This is a genomic window from Leisingera sp. SA32, assembly GCF_056033425.1.
The window spans coordinates 403931-423902 of the sequence record NZ_JBVYHB010000001.1 but is presented as its reverse complement, the minus strand read 5'-3'; the positions used below and the strand labels follow the sequence as shown (position 1 = coordinate 423902).

Below are 19972 nucleotides of genomic sequence, written 5' to 3'. Positions count from 1 at the left end.
GGCGCGGCCTGTCACTGGGCCTGTTTGACCGGCAAATTGAAGCAATCTGTGAAGCGGCGCATCAATGCTTCGTCTCCGGCAATCTCTACACCGGCATCCGATGGCGACAGGCCGCCGTAGAAGACTGCGGCAAGCGGCGGGGCGGAGGGGGACTTGAACGTGAGATCCGGCGCAGGCATCTCGCCGCGCTCGACCGGCATCTGCCCGTTTTCAAGCCGCGCGATGAAACGCGTCGGGCCGATGTAGAAGGCCGCGGTGAGGGTCATATCACCGGCGGCGCCGCGATCGAGCATCGTCCGAAGCGAGAGCATGAACGAGGCTGGCGAGAGCGGCAGGGTCGGATCATGTAGCGGCGATGCGGCGGCCCAGCGGCCGATCTCCTGGATCATCGGCTCGGCAGCGTAGCCCCATTCCGTCAGCCCATAAAGCTGTGCGGGCGCAGGCTCTGGCGCGGTCGAGCGGACAATCACGCCGTTTGCCTCCAGCCCGGCCAACCGCTCTGTCAGCACCTTGGCGCTGATCCCCGGCAGGTTGCCGCGGATGTCGGTGAAGCGCCGCGGTCCGAACATCAGCTCGCGCACGATCAGAAGAGACCAGCGCTCGCCCAGCAGCTCCATTCCGAAGGCCGTGCCGCAGGCATCTGCATACCAACGGCCGTGAGGTCCCTTCGGCAATATGGTTTCTTTATGTAACTCCATAATTGCTTTATGTAACCAAACTTGCGTAACCTGTCCATGACCGAAGCGCGACTCGGAAGGATGCGCCGTGGGAAAGACGATCTTCATCAATCTGCCGGTGACCGATCTGGCGAAATCGACGGCCTTTTACGAGGCCATCGGGTTTGAGAAGAACCCGGCTTTCTCAAACGAGCAGGCCAGCGCCATGGTGTGGTCGGATACGATCCACGTCATGCTGCTCGACCGCGCCTTCTACGCGACCTTCACCGACAAGCAGATCATTGATGCAAGGACACAGAGCGGCGTGTTGCTGTGCCTGTCCTTTGACAGCAAGGAAGCGGTGGACGACATCCATGGCGCTGCCGCCGCCGCCGGTGGGCGCGACACCCGCGCCATCAAAGACCAGGGCTTTATGTACGGCGGTGCCTTCGAAGACCCCGATGGCCATGGCTGGGAAACGGTCTGGATGGATGCAGGCGCGGTCTCGGAACGTGCAACGGACGGCCACGACGGGGCCTGAACCGGACATTGCGGCGGCGGCAAGGATCGCTGCCACCGTGGCAGAGCGCTGTGACCTTGCGGGCAGCACAGCAGCCGACTTCTGGCAGGTCCGAAACCACGGCCCGGAACAGGAGAACTGACATGACCTATGTAGCCGGATTCATCGCCCCCGTTCCGGACGGGAACCGAGAGGCCTACATCGAAAGCGCCCGCAAGGCCTGGGCGCTGTTTCGCGACTATGGCGCGCTGTCGATCATGGAAAGCTGGGGCGACAAGATCCCCGACGGCACGCGCACCGACTTCAAGCGCGCCGTGGCGTTGGAGGCGGGCGAAAGTGTGTGCTTCTCGTGGATCGTCTGGCCCGACAAGGAAAGCCATGACCGCTGCGGGGCCTCCATGGAGACGGACCCGCGCTGGCAGGAGCTCACGATGCCCTTTGATGGCAAACGCATGATCTGGGGCGGCTTCACGCCTGTCTTCGAAGCCAGCGCAAATCCCGATGGATGACCCCGCCCCGCCGCATGGAGCAGACCAATGACAAGACGCAAGGCCGCCGTCTTCCTGTGGTTTGACACCCAGGCCGAACAGGCGGCGGAGTTCTATGCCGCAACCTTTCCCGATACGGCCGTGGAGACCCTCACCCGCGTGCCCGAGGGCGTGCCGGGCCTCCCTGCGGGGGCAGTTCAGGTGGTCGAGATGACGCTCCTCGGTCTGCCTTATGCGCTGTTGAATGCGGGACCGCAGGTGCAGCCGAACGACGCCTATTCGTTGCAGGTCTACACCGAGGACCAGGCGGAGACGGACCGGCTCCGAGTGTGAAAGGGTGCCAGAAGGCCTCAAAATCTGGAAACCGCGTTTCCTCTTCGATGAGCTCGACATGCGTTTCGGCGGCGCCTGCCGTGGTGAAGAGTTCCGCAAGCCCGTCCGGCTGGCAAAAGGGGAAGCGCGCGCTTTCATCCAGATCTGCCGCACTGGCAACAAGCTCGGCGGCAGCCTTCCAAAACGCGTCGATGAACCCCATGCCTCCGCCGGGGTAATCCCAGACGTAGAACGTCACCACACCCCCCGGACGCAGCACGCGGCGCATTTCTGCTAGGACCTTTTGCTTGTCGGGGATGAAGTTGAAAACGAGACCCGATGTGACGACATCGACAGAAGAATCAGGACAAGGCAGATCGCAGGCATCGGCCACGTGAAAAGTCGCCCGCTCATCCGTGATTTCCGCCTTCGCATGAGAGACGAAGTCCCGCGACTGGTCTGTGGCGCGGATCGACCGGGGACTTGCCTGCGACAACAGGGCTTGCGTCAATGCACGGTGCCGCACCCAATCTCCAACCAGTCGAGACCAGCGGGCGGATCAACCCAGTCGATGAACGGCCCGGCGATTTTCCGGCTCCACCGCCCCATGTACTGCTCGTAGCTTTGGCCGGCACTCCAGGTATCGAACTCTGAATGGGTCACATCGCACCTCCGTCGTCTGCGGAAGCGATCCATGCTACTGTTCACGCATCCAGGGAGGATCATAACATGGAATTCGACCGAGAGCTGATTTCAAACGGCAACCCCATAGAGGGCATCGTCGGTTTCTCGCGCGCCGTTCGGGTCGGGCCCATGATTGCGATCGGCGGCACCGCCCCAGTCGATGCGCAGGGCAACACGGTCGGCATCGGCGACATTTCAGTACAGCCCCGGCAATGCATCGAGGTCATCAAGGCCGCGCTGGAACGGGCCGGATCGGGCCTGCATCATGTCGTCCGTACGCGTATCATCCTCACCGACATCGACAACTAGAGAGCCGCAAGGGCACATCGCCCCTGTCGACGACAGTCCGCGAGATGTCGACCACGGCGCGCGGACGGCCCAAAGCGCCGGGAGGTATCGGTCAGTGGCTGGCCCGCGCATGCCCCCCCAGAGCGGCCGGTGGCCGTTACGGTTCAGGGCCTCTCTAAACCACTTGGCATCATAACCGCGGTTAAAAAGACACGATCCTATATCGGCCATGGCGACGCAGGGCATTACGAGTGAAAAAGTTGAACTCGCTCAGCACACGCGTGTCGTCAGCCCGCGGCTTGCCGTGCGACTTCATAAAATTGGTTTTCCGACGCGCTGTTTGCGCGTCGGCCAATCAGATACGATCGCTCATGACACAGCTCAGCTCCGTTTCAGGAGCCGCCAGTCATACGCTGCGGCCGAGATCAATGCCTCCTGCCCCACATGCGGCGCGAAAAACTATGCGCTCGCCTACAGGCCGTTAGAAGTCCAGATTCTCAACACTCAGCGCGTTTTTCTGGATGAATTCGCGGCGCGGCTCCACCACGTCCCCCATCAGCTTCGTGAACAGGTCGTCCGCCTCGACCATATCGTCGACGCGCACTTGCAGCAGGGTGCGGGCGTCCGGGTCCAGTGTGGTTTCCCACAGCTGGTCCGGGTTCATTTCGCCCAAACCCTTGTAACGTTGCAGCGTCAGACCTTTCTCGCCCTCTTCCAGGATCGCCTTGAGCAGCCCCAGCGGGCCGTGGATGATCTGGCTGCGGTCGCGGCGCACAAGCTGGGCGGCGGTGCCATAGACCTCTTGCAGGCTCTGGGTGAAGCTGCCGGTGCGGCGCGCCTCGCCGGAGCGCAGCATCGGCCCGTCCAGGGTGCGGACCTCTTCGACGCCGCGCAGGATGCGGGCGAGGCGGATGCCGTGGTCCTGGGTGATCCGGCCCTGCCAGCCACGTTCGTATTCCAGCGCGATAGCGTCCAGACGGGCGGCAACCTGATCGGCGACGCCCTGCAGGTTGGCATCCACCGCGCCGGGCACAAAGGCGCCGGCCACGGCGGCCTGTTCCAGGATGTGGCGGGGATAATGGGTCGGGAAGGCGTCCAGCACGCGTTTCAACTGGCGCGCTTCGCCCACCACGCGGGCCAAGTCGGCACCGGCCATCTCAGAGCCGTTGCCCAACCTCAGTACCGCACCATCAACACCCTGATTAATCAGGTAATCATCCATCGCCGCCTGGTCTTTCAGATAGACCTCCGACTTGCCCCGGCTCACCTTGTAGAGCGGCGGCTGCGCGATATAGAGGTAGCCGCCCTCGATCAGTTCCGGCATCTGCCGGTAGAAGAAGGTCAGCAGCAGTGTGCGGATGTGGGCGCCGTCGACGTCCGCATCGGTCATGATGACGATCTTGTGGTAGCGCAGTTTGGAGATGTCGAACTCGTCGCGGCCGATGCCAGTGCCGAGCGCCATCACCAGGTTGCCGATCTCCTGGCTCGACAGCATGCGGTCGAAGCGGGCGCGCTCGACGTTGAGGATCTTGCCCTTCAGCGGCAGGATCGCCTGGGTCTGGCGGTCGCGGCCGGTCTGGGCGGAGCCGCCGGCCGAGTCACCCTCGACCAGGAAGACTTCGGTTTTGGACGGATCCTTCTCGGAGCAGTCCTTGAGCTTGCCGGCCAGGTAGTTCACGTCCATCGCCGTCTTGCGCCGGGTGAGTTCGCGCGCCTTGCGGGCGGCCTCGCGCGCCAGGGCGGCCTCGATGATCTTGCCGACGATCTGCTTGGCCTCGTTCGGATTTTCCTCGAACCATTCGGCCAGTTTCTCGCCAACCAGGCTCTCGACCACGGGGCGCACCTCGGAGGAGACGAGCTTGTCCTTGGTCTGGCTGGAGAATTTCGGATCTGGCACCTTGACGGACAGAACGCAGGTCAGCCCCTCCCGGGCATCGTCGCCGGTAAAGGAGATTTTCTCCCGCTTGGCGATCCCGGAGGATTGCGCATAGGCGTTGATGGTGCGGGTCAGCGCACCGCGGAAGCCCGCCACATGGGTGCCACCGTCGCGCTGCGGGATGTTGTTGGTGAAGGGCAGCACCGTTTCATGGTAGCTGTCGTTCCACCACATGGCGATCTCGACGCCGATTTCGTCCTTTTCGCCGATAATATAGACCGGAGTATCCATGACCGGGGCCTTGTGGCGGTCAAGGTATTTGACGAATTCCTTGACGCCGCCTTCGTAGAACAGTTCCACCTCCAGCCGCTCGGCGGGACGTTCGTCCACCAGAATGATGCGGACGCCAGAGTTGAGGAAGGCCAGCTCCCGCAGGCGCTTTTCCAGCGTTTCGAAGGAGTATTCCAGGTTCGAAAACGTGTCGGTCGAGGCAAGAAAACGCACCTCTGTACCGGTCCGGTCGCCGCAGTCGCCCACCACGGTCAGATGCTTGGCGGTTTCGCCGCGCTCGAACCGGGCGATGTGCTCCTTGCCGTCGCGCCAGATCCGCAGCTCCAGCCAGTCGGACAGGGCGTTTACCACCGACACACCCACCCCGTGCAGGCCGCCAGAGACCTTGTAGGAGTTGCTGTCAAACTTACCGCCCGCGTGCAGCTGGGTCATGATGACCTCTGCGGCCGAGACGCCTTCTTCCTCATGGATGCCAACCGGGATTCCGCGGCCGTTGTCGCTGACGGAGACACTGGAATCGGCGTGAATCTTCACCGTCACGTGGTCGGCATGACCGGCCAGTGCCTCGTCGATGCCGTTGTCCACGACCTCGTACACCATGTGGTGCAGGCCCGAGCCGTCATCCGTGTCCCCGATGTACATGCCGGGGCGCTTGCGAACCGCCTCCAACCCTTTGAGAACCTTGATGGAATCCGCGCCATATTCTGCGGGGGCCTGCTCGTTTCCGGACATTCGCATCTTCCTGTCTTTGCTTCGGGATTTTATACGAAACCCGCAGGGGAATGTCACGCATCCACCCCCTTTTTTCCCCGCCTGTTTCAGGCGGCCCTGCCCCCCAAGGTGCTGGCCCGCCGCAGCCAGGATTTGACCTTGGCGTCGGAAGCACCGGTGGCCGGGGAAAAGGTGGTAAAGCGGGTTGGCTTGATGCCCACAAACCCCAGGATCTGGCGACTGATGAATTTCTTCACCGCGTTTCCGTAGAACAGCCATAAGAACACCGCCGGCGTGTCCGACGTCAGCAGCACCCGTGCGGTTTTACCGGTCAGTAAGGGCGCAGGCAGGCCGAGAAAATTGACGTTACGGGTGTCAAAACTGCGTCCCGGCAGCAGGGCGCGGTCAAACAGCGCCTTCAGCTTGGCCGGAACCGCGCCCCACCACAAAGGCGCGGCCATGACCACGTGCTCAGCCCATTCCAGATCGGTTAGAAAGGCCTCCAGATCCGGTTCCAGCGGTTTGGTATTCTCATACCCGCCCTGGCCGAAGTCGGGATCAAACTGCATGGTCGGCAGCTCCTGGCTGCGGACCTGGTGACCGCTGGCCAATGCCGCTGTGCGGTAGGCCTCGCACAGGGATTTCGACAACGAGCTCTGTGCCGGGTGCCCATTGAGGATCAGGATTTTTCGGGTCGTTTTTTTGGGGGCAGACATGGGTATCTCCATCAGATAAATTGACCACGGTCACTTTATTGAATCAAAAATGACCGCGGTCAATATTAAAAGTGACCACGGTCAAAATATGTGAGGTCGGAATGACGCGTGTGCCCCAGAAACGACGGCTGGAAACCCGCAACAGGCTGTTGGCGGCCGCGGCTGACATTGTGCAGACGCAGGGCTATTCGGGGCTGCGGGTCGAGGACGTCGTGGCCCGGGCGGGCGTCGCCAAGGGCACGCTGTTTTCGCATTTCAAGGACAAGGACGGGCTGCTGGCCGTTCTGATCGGCGACGAGGTGATGCACCTGCTGGACACCATGGAGGACCAGGCCCCTCCGCACGATACAACGGCCCTGCTGCACCGGCTGAAGCCGCACCTGGACTATGTGGCGCAGGACCGGGTCATTTTTGAACTTCTGCTGCGCTATTCCGGCGCGACTGCCGCCGAACCGGATGAGGTCGTCGCCGCCGGCTTCACCCGTCAGGTGACGTTGCTGACCGAATGGCTGAGCGTCATGCAGGCGGCGGGGGCGGTGCGACGGGACCAGCCTGCGCAGCTGCTGGCCGAGGGGGTGCAAGGCTTCCTGAACCACGTGCTGGCACTGTGGTTCTGCATGGAACATGACGACAACCAGCCCCCCGCAGATGCGCTGCGCCCCTATTTGCAGGCCTGGCTGGCGCCGCCTGCCTGATCGGCAGGTCGCGTCAGACCAGTGGGATCACGAGGCCAACGCAGATCAGCAGCCCCCCCGACAGCTGATTGATCCGCCGCCGTCTGTGCGGCATGCTCACCGCGCGGCGCACCCGGTGGACCATCCCCGCCAGCGCCAGATTGCCAGCCAGCGGGATCAAAAAGGACAATGTGACGATGGCAACAACATCCGGCCAACCGGTGGCAGACAGGTCAAAAAACCCCGGCAGCACGCCCATGTAGAACAGGATCGCCTTGGGATTGCCGAGGATGACGGCGATGCCGGCCACGAAGCCCGCTCCAACGCCGGGGCGGGTCAAGGCACGGTTTTCCACAACCTCCGCATCGGCGCGACGGATCAGCAGACAGCCCATGCCAAGGAACATCAGGCAGGCGACCCATCGTAGCGCCACCATGATGCCGGTGAATTCGGCCACCACCCAGGACATACCCGCCACGGCGACCAGCGGCCACAGCATATCGCCAACCGCAACCCCCAGAGCCAGCGGCCAGGCGGCAGAAAACCCGCCAGAGACCGACCGCGCCATCAGGGCCAGCCAAACCGGCCCCGGTGTCAAAAACAACACCAGCAACGCGCCCGCATATAGCGTCAGGTCCCAGACAGAGACCGTCACCTCTGCGAGACCTCGGAGGTGCCGCCGCTGTCGGAGACCTCAAGCACCTGCGCCCGGCCCTCCAGTTCGGCAAACAGCTCCGCCCCGGTGCCGGTCATCCAGGCCTGGGCGCCAAGCGCGCAGATCTCATCATACAGCGCGGCGCGGCGGGCGGCGTCCAGATGCGCGGCCACCTCGTCCAACAACAGGATCGGCGGCGCGCCCTCGCGGGCGGCCAGCGCACGGGCATTGGCCAGGATCAGCGACACCAGCAGCGCCTTCTGCTCGCCGGTGGAACAGTCCTTGGCCGGGATCCCCTTGGCGCGGAAGGTGCCGATCAGATCACTGCGATGCGGCCCCACCAAAGTGCGGCCCGCCGACAGATCACGAAACCGGCTTTCTGCCAGCGCCTCCTTGAAGTCCGCTTCGGTGGTCGGCATGCTGCCCTCGGTCTGGACCAGCTCCAGCTCGGCGACGGGAAAGGCGGTTTCTCCTGCATCCTGCGCCTGTTGCAACAGATCCACCGCAGCGACCCGCGCCGCATGAACCCGGTGACCGGCGGTGGCCATGCGATCTTCCAGCACCCGGTACCAGGCGGCATCGCGCACCTGCTCCTTCAGCAGGCGGTTGCGCTCGCGCATGGCCTTTTCATAGGCCAGCGAGGCCTCGGCATGGGCGGGTTCAAAGCTCAGCGCGATGCGATCCAGAAAGCGCCGCCGCCCGTCTGCCGCCTCGATCCACAGCCGGTCCATCGACGGGATCAGCCAGACCACCCGCACCACCTGCCCCAACGCCACCTGGCTCGCGGATTTGTTGTCGATCTTGACCTGGCGGGCATTGCCCCCTTCGGACCAGGTTTCCAGCTCATAGGCCTGACTGGGCGCCTGCAATGTCGCCTTCAACTTCCAGCCCAGCGCCTCAGGCTTGCGCGCCATGTCGGCAGCACTGGCGCGGCGCAGACCCCGACCGGGAGAGAACAGCGAGACCGCCTCAAGAATATTGGTCTTGCCTGCGCCGTTGTTGCCGTGGATTGCCACAGGTCGCCCGTCCAAATGCAATTCCGCCCGCAAATGCGAGCGGAAATGGGACAGGGTCAGGGCAGTCAGAGCCAGCATGAAGCGTGCGCCCTATTTCATCATTCCAAAAATACTCATGCCCCGCTGCGCGGCAGGCGCCTTGGCCGCCGAGAGGGGAGGCATCCCCGTCACACGGTCAGACCCGCATCGGCATCACCACGTAGACGGCGCTTTCGTCGCTACCTTCGCGCATCAGCGTCGGATCGCCGGAGGAGTTGAACATGAACACGGCGTTTTCGCGATCCACCTGGTTGGCGATCTCCAACAGGTATTTGGCGTTGAAGCCGATTTCCAGCCGCTCGTCGTTGTAGGCCACGGCCAGTTCTTCCTCGGCGGCGCCGCTGTCGGGCGCGTTCACTGACAGGATCAGGCGATCCTCTTCCAGCTGCAGTTTCACCGCACGGGAGCGTTCGGACGACACCGTTGCAACCCGGTCAACCGCCTGGGCGAATTCGGCCGCGTCGACCTCCAGACGGCGGGTGTTGCCGGCGGGAATGACGCGGGTGTAATCGGGAAAGGTGCCGTCGATCACCTTGGACGTAAGGGTGATATTGGGGGTGGCAAAGCGGACCTTGGTCTCGGACACCGACACCGCGATATCCATGTCATCCTCATCCAACAGTTTGCGCAGCTCGCCCACGGTCTTGCGCGGCACGATCACGCCCGGCATGTCCTCAGCCCCCAGCGGCAACTCGGCGTCGATGCGCGCCAGGCGGTGTCCGTCGGTGGCGACCGCGCGCAGCGCCTTGCCGCCTTCGGTACCGGTGGCGACATGCAGGTAGACACCGTTCAGGTAATAGCGGGTTTCCTCGGTCGAGATGGCGAATTTCGATTTGTCGAACAGGCGGCGCAGCACCGCGGCCTTGGCCGAGAAATTGGAATGGTACTCGGACGAAGCCATCACCGGGAAATCCTCGCGCGGGAGGGTCGCCAGCGAGAAGTTGGAGCGTCCGGCCTCAACCGTCAGGCGGCCGGTGGCGGCATCGGCGCTCAGCGTGACCAGCGCGCCATCGGGCAGCTTGCGAACGATCTCGTGCAGGGTGGTGGCGGCCACGGTGGTGGCACCGGCGCGCTCCACCTGGGCGTTGGCCTTGTCGACCACCTCGATATCCAGGTCCGTGGCGCGGAACTGGACGCTGTCGCCCTCGGCCTCGATCAGCACATTCGCGAGAATCGGAATGGTGTTGCGGCGCTCCACCACCGACTGCGCCTGCGCCACGGCCTTGAGAAGCGTGCCGCGTTCGATGCTGATCTTCATATCCCAAATCCTCTTCGTCTGGCCCCCTGTCAGTGGCCGGGACAAGCAACCTAGCGGTTTGCCCCTGCCGTACAAGGCTTTTTATGGATTTCTCCAAGGGATTTACCACGGGGTCAAGAGGCCGCGCGCGGCTGGGGCGCGAAACCAAGAGAATCGTTGCACGAGAACCCGACGCGCCACCGGACGGCGGCGGTGACACCCCCAAAACGCCACGGCGGCAGCAGGCTGGTGGCGCGGCTCAGACCTTAACCCGCTCCGATTTTGGATCATACATCGGTTTCAGCGACACCTCGGCGGCCACACGCACGCCGCAGACGTCGATTTCATAGGATGAACCCAGCACATCCGCCGCGCTTTCGCCCGCGCAGGGCACATACCCCAGGCCGATCGCCGCCCCCAACGTGTGACCATAGTTGCCGGAACTGAGATAGCCGACGCATTCGCCATCCCGCAGGATCGGTTCATTGTGGAACAACAGCGGCTCTGGATCGGCCAGTTTGAACTGGAGCATCCGATTTTGCGGGCCGGTTTCCTTGCGCTCCAGCACCGCCGCTTTGCCGATGAAGTCATCCTTGCCCGTCGCAACTGCAAAGCCGAGGCCCGCGTCGATTACATGATCCTCGCAGGTGATGTCGTGACCGAAATGGCGAAAGCCCTTTTCGATCCGGCAGCTGTCCATCATGTGCATGCCGCAAAGTTTTAGCCCCATGTCCTGGCCTGCGTCCCACAAGGTTTCGAACGCGTGGCCCGCCATGTCAGCGCTGACATAGATTTCCCAGCCCAGCTCGCCCACGTAGGTGACGCGGTGCACCCGCGCGAGGCCCATGCCCAGCTCTATCTCCTGTGCGGTGCCAAAGGGGTTTACGGCGTTTGAGAAATCGTTGGGGGAAACCTTTTGCAACAGCTTGCGCGCATTCGGCCCCATCACGGCCAGCACGCCCTCGGCCGCGGTCACATCGGTGATTACCACGCTGAAATCGCCGCGCTGGCGCAGCATCCAGGTCTGATCGGCGCGCCGCGTGGCCGCCGGGGTGACCACCAGATAGGCAGTCTCGCTCAGGCGGGTGACGGTCACATCGGCCTCGATGCCGCCGCGCGGGTTCAGAAACTGCGTGTAGACGATCTTGCCCGCGGGCACAGAGACACTGGCCCCGCAGATGCGATTTAGGAAGGCCTCGGCATCGGGGCCTTCGACGCGGATCTTGCCGAAGGAGGACATGTCGTACATGCCCACGTTCTCGCGCACGGCGCGGTGTTCGGCAGCGGAGTTTTCAAACCAGTTCTGGCGTTTCCAGCTGTAGCGGTAGTCGCGTTCCTGGCCTTCGTTCGCAAACCAGTTGGCCCGTTCCCAGCCGGCAAGCTCGCCAAAGACCGCGCCCTGTTCCGTTAGATGCTGGTGGAAGGGCGTGCGGCGGATGCCGCGGGCGGTGGCCTTCTGGCGATAGGGGAAGTGGTCGGCATAGAGCAGGCCCAGCGTCTCTTTGGAGCGTTCAAACAGGTAGTGCCTGTTGCCTTGAAACGGCTGCATGCGGGAAATATCGACATCGCCGAGATCAAAGGGTTTCTGCCCGTCCTCCATCCACTGTGCCAGCGCCATACCCGCGCCGCCCGCGGACTGGATACCGATCGAGTTGAAACCGGCCGCGACCCAGACATTGTCCATCTCGGGCGCGAGGCCCAGGTGGTAGGCGTCGTCGGGTGTGAAGCTTTCGGGGCCGTTGAAGAAGGTATGGATGCCCGCCTCCGCCAGCATCGGCATGCGGTTGCAGGCGGCTGCAAGGATCGGCTCGAAATGGTCGAAATCCTCAGGCAGCTGGTCAAACTCGAAACTGCCGGGGATGCCGTTCATGCCCCAGGGCTTGGCGTTTGGTTCAAAAGCGCCAAGCAGGATTTTGCCCGCGTCCTCCTTGTAATAGGCGCATTCATCCGGCACCCGCAGCACCGGCATCTGACTGAGGCCCTTGATACCTTCGGTCACGATGTAGAAATGTTCGCAGGCGTGCAGCGGAACGTTGACGCCCGCCTTGCGGCCGACCTCATGCCCCCACATGCCCGCGCAGTTCACCACCATGTCTGCCGCGATGTGCCCCTGCGATTGACCGTCGTCGCTGACCCAATCCACCCCGGTGACACGGCGCCCCTGTTTGGCGATGCCGGTGACCTTGATACGTTCCTTGACCACCGCGCCGCGCTGGCGGGCACCTTTTGCAAGCGCGAGTGCGATATTGGCCGGATCGCCCTGCCCGTCCTTGGGCAGCCAGACACCCGCCGTCACGCCGTCAATGTTCAGATGCTCATACCGGGCTTTCACCTCCGCGGGTGAGATTTCCTCAACCTCGACACCAAAGGCGCGGGCCATGGCGGCCTGGCGGAAGATTTCCTCGCGGCGTTCTTCAGTCAGCGCAACGGTGATCGAACCGCAGCGTTTGAAGCCGGTAGAGACGCCTGTTTCGGCCTCCAGAGCGCCATAAAGCTCCTGACTGTATTTTGCCAGTTTGGTCATGTTGGCGGTGGCGCGCAGCTGCGCGATCAGTCCGGCCGCGTGCCATGTGGTGCCCGACGTCAGCTGTTTGCGCTCCAGCAGAACCACGTCCTGCCAGCCCAGTTTGGTCAGGTGATAGGCCACCGAGCAACCGATCACACCGCCGCCGATGATGACCACGCGGGCCGATTTGGGAAGATCGCTCATCTCGTCGCTCCTGCTTGCGTTCCCTTTAGCGATACCATGGGAAGGCGGCGCAAAATGCATCAGAAACGCCAGACTTCATAGGCTTTGCAACGGCCCCTGCGCTTTGCCGTCGGGCATGGCTGCTGCCCGGCGCCGTTTGCGCAGCGTCAGCGGAGTGATTCCGAAGGTCTGTTTGTACAGGCTGGAAAACCCGTTCGCAAAACCGCAGGCCAGACCGATTTCCCGCACGCTCATGCTGGTGTTGAGCAACAGGTTGTTGGCCCGCGACAGGCGCATCTCGCGGTAGAACCCATTGGGCGTGGTGCCCAGGTAGCTGCGAAACTTGCGCTCCAGCGAGCGGGTGGAGATGCGCAGCTGATCGACCAGATCACTGATCGGAACCGGCTCTTCTATGTTGTCCTGCATGATGCGGATGCACTGGTCCAGATCGCTGTCGCCGGTGACCGTCGGCCGGACCCCGGCAAAGGGCTGCAAGGAGGAAAGATCGCGCACCCGCTCCAGCAACAGGATGTTGCCCACCGCCACCTGCGCCGCAGCCGAGGTAAGTCGCCCGACCAGCGCCAGCACCACGTCCAGCGTCGCGTTCATGCCGGCGCAGGTGACCAGCTGCCCGTCCTCGCTGGCCAAGGCGTGACTGGCATCCGCCCACCCGAGCCGCTCGCGCAGCAGCGTGGAGTTCTCCCAATGGGTCGTCAGACGCCCGTCGCCGCCGCCTTGGTCGCGTATGTAACGCGCCGCAGCTTCGGCCAGAAGATAGACCTTGGTGCCGCGGCTGAGATAGCGGGCGATGGCGCGCGCATCGGCTAGGCCCGGATGGTCTGGATCCGAATTCCCCAGAAAGAAGGCAAAATCGGCGTCCGGACGCTCTGTCAGCAGTTCGGTATCCGCGCTGAGCCCGGCACGGCAGCCAAGTTGCCCGCCTGTAGCCGACCGCAGATTCCAGACAAAAGGCGGCTGCGCCAGCACGCGGTTGGCAATGCGCAGAACCTCAACCAGTGCGGAAAGCTCCGTCAGCACGAAGCCTTCGCACAGGATGATGTCAAAGCGCCAGATCCGCTGCGCGCCGGTGCCCTCCGGGTTGTGTTGCTGCGCTGCCACGGCCCCGCCGACCGCTCAGGCCCGAAGACGGGTGTTTTCAGGATCCCACAAGGGCGCATCCGCCTGCACCACCGCGGGATATTTCTGGCCGTAGATCTCCACCTCGAGCCGGGTGCCGGGCGTCGCCAGGTCGGCCCGGACCATACCCAGCGCGATGGAGGCATTGACGCGATAGCCCCAATCGCCACTGGTGGTTTCGCCGACAATGTCGCCGTCCTTCCAGATGCAGGACATATAAGGTGCATCGGCGTCGCCCGCCTCGACGATCAGGGTGACAAAGGCCTTCCTCACCCCCTGTTGCGTCTGGCGCAGCAATGCCGCCTTGCCCGGGAAGTCCTGCGGCTTGTCCAGCTTGACGAAGCGCGCCAACCCGCCCTCCAGCAGCGAGTAATCCGTGCTGAGATCACCCTTCCAGGCGCGGTAGCCTTTCTCAATCCGCAAGCTGTTGAGCGCATACATGCCAAAGGGCCTGGCCCCCGCCGACAGGATGGCCTCATAGATCTCCGGCTGCTGAGCGCTGGCGCAATGCACCTCCCAGCCCAGCTCGCCCGCGAAAGAGACCCGCGCCAGCGCGCAAGGGTGCCCGGCCACGGTGGCAGGCTGATGCGACAGCCAGGGCAGCGACAGATCGGCCTCGGTGCCGATCGCCTGAAACAGATCGCGGGCCTTCGGTCCGGTCACGATCATGGTCGCGAATTCCGTGGTGTGATCGGTCAGGCTCAGCCCCGCGGGCAGGGCCTTGCGCAGCAGATCAAAGTCATGCCACTGCGCCGCGCCCGCGGTAATCAGGGTAAAGACGTCCTCGTCGTGACGCAGGCAGGACATCTCTGTCACGATGCGCCCGCGGTCGTCGGCAATATAGATCAGGTTCATCCGGCCCACCTTGGGCAGACCGCCGGCAATCAGCCCGCGCAAGGCCTCTGCCGCGCCCTCGCCCGAGAGGTTGAAGCGGGAGAACCCCGGCAGGTCCAGCACACCGACACCGTCGCGAACCGCCTCGCATTCTTCCTTGATGCGCGGCTGCCACGGCCCGGCGCGACCCCAGGTCTGCGTCGCCGCCTCGGAGGTGTCGTCGCCTTCCTTGGCAAACCAGTTGGCGCGTTCCCATCCGTTGTAGACGCCCATCTGGCCGCCCAGTTCCTTTACGCGGGCATGCACTTCGCTCACCTTCTTGTCGCGCGCGGCGGGCCACTCGTGGTGCGGGAAGTGCATGGCATATTCGTTGCCGTAGACCTCCATGCCCTTTTGGTTGCAATAGTCCTGATCGGTGTAATCGGTGTAGCGGCGCGGATCGACCGCCCACATGTCCCATTCGGTGCGCCCGTCAACGATCCATTCCGCCAGCACCTTGCCCGCGCCGCCGCCCTGGGCGATGCCAAAGGTGAAAACGCAGGCCTCGAAGGCATTGTCGACGCCCGGCATAGGACCGAGCAGCGGCAAACCATCCGGGGCATAGGGGATCGGCCCGTTGATGACGCTGGAAACACCGGCCGTCTGCATCAATGGCACCCGCTCCATCGCGTCGGCCACGATGTCCTCGATCCGGTCCAGGTCATCGGACCACAGCTGGAACGAGAAGTCCTCCGGCATCGGGTCGTCCGAGGTCATCCAGTAGCCCCGGCAATTCGGCTCATAGGGGCCGAGGTTATAACCGTTCTTCTCCTGGCGCAGGTAGTAGGAGACATCCACATCGCGGATCAGGGGCAGCTTCTTGCCGGTTTCCTTGCTGAGCGCTTCGACCTCGGGGATCTGTTCCGTCAGCAGATACTGATGGCTCATCACCATCATCGGCACGGTGCGCCCCCCGTAGGGTTTGAACCATTCACCAACCCGCTGGGCGTAATATCCGGCGGCGTTGACCACGTGGTCGCAGGCGATATCACCCTTGTCGGTGTGTACGACCCAGCTCTTGTCCGCCTGCTGCGTCACCCCGGTTGCCGGACAGAAGCGGATGATCCGCGCGCCCCTGTCGCGCGCGCCCTTGGCCAGGGCCTGGGTGACCTGCGCCGGATCGATGTCGCCATCGGAAGGATCCCACAGCACACCCTTCAGATCATGGGTTTCCAGAAAGGGATAGCGCTCTTTGGCCTGCTCGGGTGTCCATATCTCCATTCCGATGCCTTGGTAACGGCCCATCGAACAGGCACGTTCGAACTCCTGCATCCGTTCCTGCGTATGCGCCAACCGGATCGACCCGGTCTGGTGATAATTCATCGGGTAGTCGACCTCCTCCCCCAGGCGGGCATAGAGTTCGGTCGAATAACGCTGCATGTTCATGATCGACCAGGAGGTCGAGAACGTCGGCACATTGCCCGCCGCATGCCAGGTGGAGCCGGCCGTCAGCTCGTTCTTTTCCAGCAGAACACAATCAGCCCAGCCCTTTTGGGCCAGATGATACAGCGCCGAACAGCCGATGACGCCGCCGCCAACGATGACAACGCGGGCCTTGGTTGGAAACTCGGACATGGTTGCTCCCTCTATGCAATCTTGTTGCGGGCCTGCGCCCCTTGGTCATGCGCATTCCTTGCCAGCGCGGGCTAGTAAACTGGTGGCGCGATCACCCAGATCGCCACCGCGGGCACGTCATAGGGGTTGGCCCAGCGGTAAGGTTCATGGCGGATGCGAAAACTGTCACCGGGGCCAACGGTGAACGGGCGGCCACCAATTTCCAGATCCAGCTGGCCCGAGATCATGTAGCCCACCTCCTGCGTTGGCCGGTCTGCCGGGGTCTGCATGCGAGAGCGCGGCTGAAAGGTGGAATGCACCATCTCGAAATCATCGGTGAGATCCGGCGACAGCAGCTCTTCGATGAGCCCCTCCTCGCCGGAGCCCATCGGGCGACGACTTCCCGCGCGCACCACATAGCCACGCTCTGCGGCCGGCGCCTCGGAATGGGCAAACAGCATCGACATCGGCACCCCCAGCGCCTGTGCGATCTGGCGCAGATCCGAAATCGATGGCTCCGAAAGATCGCGTTCCACCTGGCTGAACCAGCCGACAGAGCGGTTCAGCCGGGAAGCAATCTGCGCCAGCGTCAGCCCCCGCGCTTTGCGCAGGGCGCGAATATCCGCGCCCAACGTCGCCCCGGTCTGGATTTGATCGCGCACAGCCTCGCTCCGCCTTTCATGAAAAATCATCATCTTTTTTCACAATGGCCACTGCGCGTGAAATTTCAAGACATTTTTTCACGCGCTTGAGCGCGCCCGAAAAAACCCGGCGTCTGTTCGGCACCGGGTGGTTTCTTTCTGGTCGGAAATACTCTGGGGTGAGGCCGCAGGCCGAGGGGCAAAGCCCCTGAAATCCGTCAGGCGCGGCCAAACACCTGCGCCAGGATGGCCGCCAACTGTTCCGCGTCCTCTTTGGTGAAGGCATCGGGCTGGTCACTGTCGATGTCGAACACCCCGATCAGCGCACCCTGATGGTTCCAGACCGGCAGCACCAGCTCCGACCGGGTTGAGGAGGCGCAAGCGATGTGACCCGGAAAGGACTCGACATCCGCCACCAGCTGCACCTCGCCGGTGCGGGCAGCCGCGCCGCAGACGCCGCGGGAAAACGGGATCTGCAGGCAGCCGTGACCTCCTTGATAGGGGCCGATCTTCAACAGCTCCGGCGCCACCACTCGATAGAACCCGGTCCAGTCGAACCTCGTGTCGGCGTGATGCACCTCGCAGGCCAGCGTGGCCATCAGCGCCACCTCGTCGGTCTCGCCATCGGTCAGTGCCGCGACGGTTTTGGCCAAGGTTTGGTAATCGACCCGCATGGGTGCCCTCCTTCAACATAGCAGAGGGGGCTGTCTGCCCCCTCTTGACCTGGCGGTCAATTCACCCCCGAGGATATTTCGGCCAGAAGAAGAGCCGTCAGACCCGTTCAATCGCGATGGCCGTGCCTTCACCGCCGCCGATGCAGATCGCGGCCACACCGCGTTTCAGACCGCGTTTCTCCAGCGCGTTCAGCAGCGTGACCATGATCCGCGCACCCGACGCACCGATCGGGTGGCCCAGCGCGCAGGCGCCGCCGTTCACGTTCACGATGTCGCGAGAGATGCCCATTTCGTGCATGAAGGCCATCGGCACCACGGCAAAAGCTTCGTTCACCTCCCACAGGTCCACGTCTTCAACGCTCCAGCCGATGGTCTTGAGCAGCTTTTGCGCCGCCGGCACCGGGGCGGTTGTGAACCAGCCCGGCGCCTGGGCATGGCTGGCGTGCCCCAGGATGCGGGCGCGGACTGTCAGCCCCTGGGCCTGGGCCGCATCGGCCGACGCCAGCACCAGCGCCGCGGCGCCGTCGGAAATCGAGGAGGCATTGGCCGCCGTCACGGTGCCGTCCTTGCGGAAGGCTGGTTTGAGCGTCGGGATCTTTTCTGGGCGCGCCGATTTGGGCTGCTCGTCCGCCTCGGTCACCACCTCGCCTTTGCGGCTTTTCACGGTGACCGCAGCGATCTCGTCTTCAAACGCGCCGCTGTCCTGCGCCGCCAATGCGTTGGAGAGCGACTTGAGCGCATATTCATCCTGAGCCTCGCGGGTGAACTGGTACTTCTCCGCACAATCCTCGGCGAAACTGCCCATCAAGCGGCCCTTGTCGTAGGCGTCTTCCAGCCCGTCGAGGAACATATGATCGATCACCTGACCGTGGCCGATACGGGCGCCGCCGCGCATCTTTGGAAGCACATAAGGCGCGTTGGTCATGCTCTCCATGCCGCCAGCCACCATGGTGTCGGCCTGCCCCAGGGCAATCTGGTCAAAGGCGATCATCGCCGCTTTCATGCCAGAGCCGCACATCTTGTTGAGCGTGGTGGCGGGCACCTCTTCGCCGAGCCCCGCAGCAAAGCCGGCCTGCCGGGCAGGCGCTTGGCCCTGGCCCGCAGGCAGCACGCAGCCCATCAGCAACTCGTCGACCGTTTTGGTGCCAGCCCCCTCCAGTGCAGCCTTGATCGCCGCGCCGCCGAGCTCCGAAGCCGTCACACCGTCATACATGCCCTGGAACCCGCCCATCGGTGTCCGGGCGGCGCCGGCAATAACAACATCTTTCATGCAATTTTCCTCCAAGTGTCGAAACAACACCTACAGAATAGTAAGCTTTGCAGTCTAGAGTGCTGTTGAGAGACACAAGATCCCAGGGGGACATCATGAGCCTGACAACCACCATGACGGACGGTGCCCAGATCGTCAAAGTCAATGCCGAGCGCATTGACGCCGCCATGGCCATCCAGTTCAAAGAGGACATGCGCACCGAGACCGAAAGCGGGCCGGATCGCGTCATCCTGGATCTGTCCGAGGTGCAATTTATCGATTCCAGCGGCCTGGGCGCTATTGTCGCAGCTATGAAACAGCTGGGCAGCGGCCGCAAGCTGGACCTGGCCGGGCTGACGCCTATGGTTGAAAAAGTGTTCAGGCTTACCCGTATGGATACCATTTTTGACCTTTACGCATCGCTCGGCGATGCGACCGCCCCGGCTGACGCCAACTCCTGACACCGACTGCGTAGGACGCGTAAAGCGAGATATTGATGGTAAAAACATTTGCCTGCTCGTTCACAGCCACGAATCTGGATGCCCGCTCGGGTATATCCTCGGTGGTGGAGAAACTGCGCTCCCTTGGGGTGCCGGGTTCCCGTGTGGACGAGGTTCAAATCGCCCTGACAGAAGCCGTGAACAATGTTGTGGAACACGCCTACGCCGGTACCGCGCCTGGCGATGTGCGGATACGTGGGGAGCTCTATTCCGAACGGCTGTGGATCTCCATCCAGGATGCAGGCGCGCCGTTCCAGTCGGGTATCCTGCCCGAAGGCAAACCCGCGAATGTGGATGTCCCCATCCAGGACCTGCCCGAAGGCGGCTTTGGCTGGTTCCTGATCCGCGAACTCGCCAGCAAGGTCCAGTATGAACGCACTGAGGGCAACAACAACCTGTCGCTTTGCTTCGAAATCCAGGTGACGGGACATTCGGCCAAGGTCTGAGCCTTGCCTGCACCAAACCGTTCATGGCCCGGCATGTCACGGGCCT

Annotated in this window: 21 protein-coding genes and 1 pseudogene; 8 read left to right on the top strand and 14 right to left on the bottom strand. The window is 63.2% G+C overall.

What is annotated here, in order from left to right:
• Positions 1–11: 11 nt before the first annotated feature.
• Positions 12–785 (bottom strand): winged helix-turn-helix transcriptional regulator, encoded by a 774-nt coding sequence (locus AC0IPL_RS02085; RefSeq protein WP_474271730.1) that lies wholly within the window; start codon positions 783–785, stop codon positions 12–14.
• Between AC0IPL_RS02085 and AC0IPL_RS02080 the strand changes: the two genes are divergently transcribed.
• From AC0IPL_RS02080 to AC0IPL_RS02065, 4 genes are all read left to right on the top strand, one after another.
• Positions 766–1197, top strand: coding sequence for a VOC family protein (locus AC0IPL_RS02080; RefSeq protein ID WP_474271728.1), 432 nt, complete (start codon positions 766–768; stop codon positions 1195–1197). The genes AC0IPL_RS02085 and AC0IPL_RS02080 overlap by 20 nt on opposite strands.
• A gap of 122 nt (positions 1198–1319) precedes the next feature.
• The gene (locus tag AC0IPL_RS02075; RefSeq protein WP_474271726.1) at positions 1320–1685 is read left to right on the top strand and encodes a DUF1428 domain-containing protein; all 366 of its coding nucleotides are present in this window, start codon (positions 1320–1322) and stop codon (positions 1683–1685) included.
• A 27-nt stretch (positions 1686–1712) separates the two neighbouring features.
• Entirely contained in the window at positions 1713–1997 is a 285-nt protein-coding gene (locus AC0IPL_RS02070; RefSeq protein ID WP_474271724.1) for a VOC family protein, read from the top strand.
• 58 nt (positions 1998–2055) lie between these two features.
• Positions 2056–2274, top strand: a complete 219-nt coding sequence (locus AC0IPL_RS02065; RefSeq protein ID WP_474271979.1) for a hypothetical protein — start codon at positions 2056–2058, stop codon at positions 2272–2274.
• A gap of 15 nt (positions 2275–2289) precedes the next feature.
• On the opposite strand, the pseudogene AC0IPL_RS02060 reads toward AC0IPL_RS02065, so the two are convergent.
• Both AC0IPL_RS02060 and AC0IPL_RS02055 read right to left on the bottom strand, forming a co-directional pair.
• Positions 2290–2502 (bottom strand): annotated as a pseudogene (locus AC0IPL_RS02060) (class I SAM-dependent methyltransferase); the annotation flags it as partial.
• Positions 2484–2639 (bottom strand): hypothetical protein, encoded by a 156-nt coding sequence (locus AC0IPL_RS02055; RefSeq protein ID WP_474271723.1) that lies wholly within the window; start codon positions 2637–2639, stop codon positions 2484–2486. The pseudogene AC0IPL_RS02060 and the gene AC0IPL_RS02055, both read right to left, overlap by 19 nt.
• A gap of 66 nt (positions 2640–2705) precedes the next feature.
• Between AC0IPL_RS02055 and AC0IPL_RS02050 the strand changes: the two genes are divergently transcribed.
• Positions 2706–2969, top strand: a complete 264-nt coding sequence (locus AC0IPL_RS02050; protein ID WP_474271721.1) for a Rid family hydrolase — start codon at positions 2706–2708, stop codon at positions 2967–2969.
• A gap of 460 nt (positions 2970–3429) precedes the next feature.
• Here AC0IPL_RS02050 and gyrB read toward each other — a convergent pair whose 3' ends face one another.
• Together gyrB and AC0IPL_RS02040 are read right to left on the bottom strand one after the other, a co-directional pair.
• Positions 3430–5847: a DNA topoisomerase (ATP-hydrolyzing) subunit B gene (gyrB, locus tag AC0IPL_RS02045; protein WP_474271719.1), complete on the bottom strand. Its 2418-nt coding sequence runs from the start codon at positions 5845–5847 to the stop codon at positions 3430–3432.
• 86 nt (positions 5848–5933) lie between these two features.
• The gene (locus AC0IPL_RS02040; RefSeq protein ID WP_474271718.1) at positions 5934–6542 is read right to left on the bottom strand and encodes an NAD(P)H-dependent oxidoreductase; all 609 of its coding nucleotides are present in this window, start codon (positions 6540–6542) and stop codon (positions 5934–5936) included.
• Between the two features lie 101 nt (positions 6543–6643).
• Here AC0IPL_RS02040 and AC0IPL_RS02035 point away from each other — a divergent pair, with 101 nt between their 5' ends.
• A complete protein-coding gene (locus AC0IPL_RS02035; RefSeq protein ID WP_474271716.1) occupies positions 6644–7237 on the top strand; it encodes a TetR/AcrR family transcriptional regulator in 594 nt (197 codons plus the stop codon).
• Between the two features lie 13 nt (positions 7238–7250).
• Here the strand turns inward: AC0IPL_RS02035 and AC0IPL_RS02030 are convergent, their stop codons facing one another.
• The 9 genes from AC0IPL_RS02030 to AC0IPL_RS01990 all read right to left on the bottom strand — a co-directional run bounded on the left by AC0IPL_RS02030 (position 7251) and on the right by AC0IPL_RS01990 (position 19001).
• Complete coding sequence (locus AC0IPL_RS02030; protein ID WP_474271714.1) at positions 7251–7871, bottom strand: LysE family translocator; 621 nt, start codon at positions 7869–7871, stop codon at positions 7251–7253.
• Positions 7868–8965: a DNA replication/repair protein RecF gene (recF, locus tag AC0IPL_RS02025; protein WP_474271712.1), complete on the bottom strand. Its 1098-nt coding sequence runs from the start codon at positions 8963–8965 to the stop codon at positions 7868–7870. Before recF ends, AC0IPL_RS02030 begins: the two co-directional genes overlap by 4 nt.
• Positions 8966–9062: 97 nt before the next feature.
• Positions 9063–10184, bottom strand: a complete 1122-nt coding sequence (gene dnaN / locus AC0IPL_RS02020) for a DNA polymerase III subunit beta (protein WP_474271709.1) — start codon at positions 10182–10184, stop codon at positions 9063–9065.
• 238 nt (positions 10185–10422) lie between these two features.
• Positions 10423–12873, bottom strand: a complete 2451-nt coding sequence (locus tag AC0IPL_RS02015) for a GcvT family protein (RefSeq protein ID WP_474271706.1) — start codon at positions 12871–12873, stop codon at positions 10423–10425.
• A gap of 75 nt (positions 12874–12948) precedes the next feature.
• A complete protein-coding gene (locus tag AC0IPL_RS02010; protein ID WP_474271704.1) occupies positions 12949–13971 on the bottom strand; it encodes a GlxA family transcriptional regulator in 1023 nt (340 codons plus the stop codon).
• A 15-nt stretch (positions 13972–13986) separates the two neighbouring features.
• Positions 13987–16437, bottom strand: a complete 2451-nt coding sequence (locus tag AC0IPL_RS02005) for a GcvT family protein (RefSeq protein ID WP_474271701.1) — start codon at positions 16435–16437, stop codon at positions 13987–13989.
• 71 nt (positions 16438–16508) lie between these two features.
• Positions 16509–17108 carry a helix-turn-helix domain-containing protein gene (locus tag AC0IPL_RS02000; RefSeq protein ID WP_474271967.1) on the bottom strand — a complete coding sequence of 200 codons (600 nt, stop codon included), beginning with the start codon at positions 17106–17108 and terminating at the stop codon, positions 16509–16511.
• 167 nt (positions 17109–17275) lie between these two features.
• Positions 17276–17731, bottom strand: a complete 456-nt coding sequence (locus AC0IPL_RS01995; protein ID WP_474271699.1) for a GAF domain-containing protein — start codon at positions 17729–17731, stop codon at positions 17276–17278.
• 97 nt (positions 17732–17828) lie between these two features.
• Positions 17829–19001 carry a thiolase family protein gene (locus AC0IPL_RS01990; protein WP_474271697.1) on the bottom strand — a complete coding sequence of 391 codons (1173 nt, stop codon included), beginning with the start codon at positions 18999–19001 and terminating at the stop codon, positions 17829–17831.
• Positions 19002–19096: 95 nt separating this feature from the next.
• Here AC0IPL_RS01990 and AC0IPL_RS01985 point away from each other — a divergent pair, with 95 nt between their 5' ends.
• Both AC0IPL_RS01985 and AC0IPL_RS01980 read left to right on the top strand, forming a co-directional pair.
• Positions 19097–19441 carry an STAS domain-containing protein gene (locus AC0IPL_RS01985; protein WP_474271694.1) on the top strand — a complete coding sequence of 115 codons (345 nt, stop codon included), beginning with the start codon at positions 19097–19099 and terminating at the stop codon, positions 19439–19441.
• A gap of 35 nt (positions 19442–19476) precedes the next feature.
• Positions 19477–19926 carry an ATP-binding protein gene (locus AC0IPL_RS01980; RefSeq protein WP_474271692.1) on the top strand — a complete coding sequence of 150 codons (450 nt, stop codon included), beginning with the start codon at positions 19477–19479 and terminating at the stop codon, positions 19924–19926.
• Positions 19927–19972 lie beyond the last annotated feature (46 nt).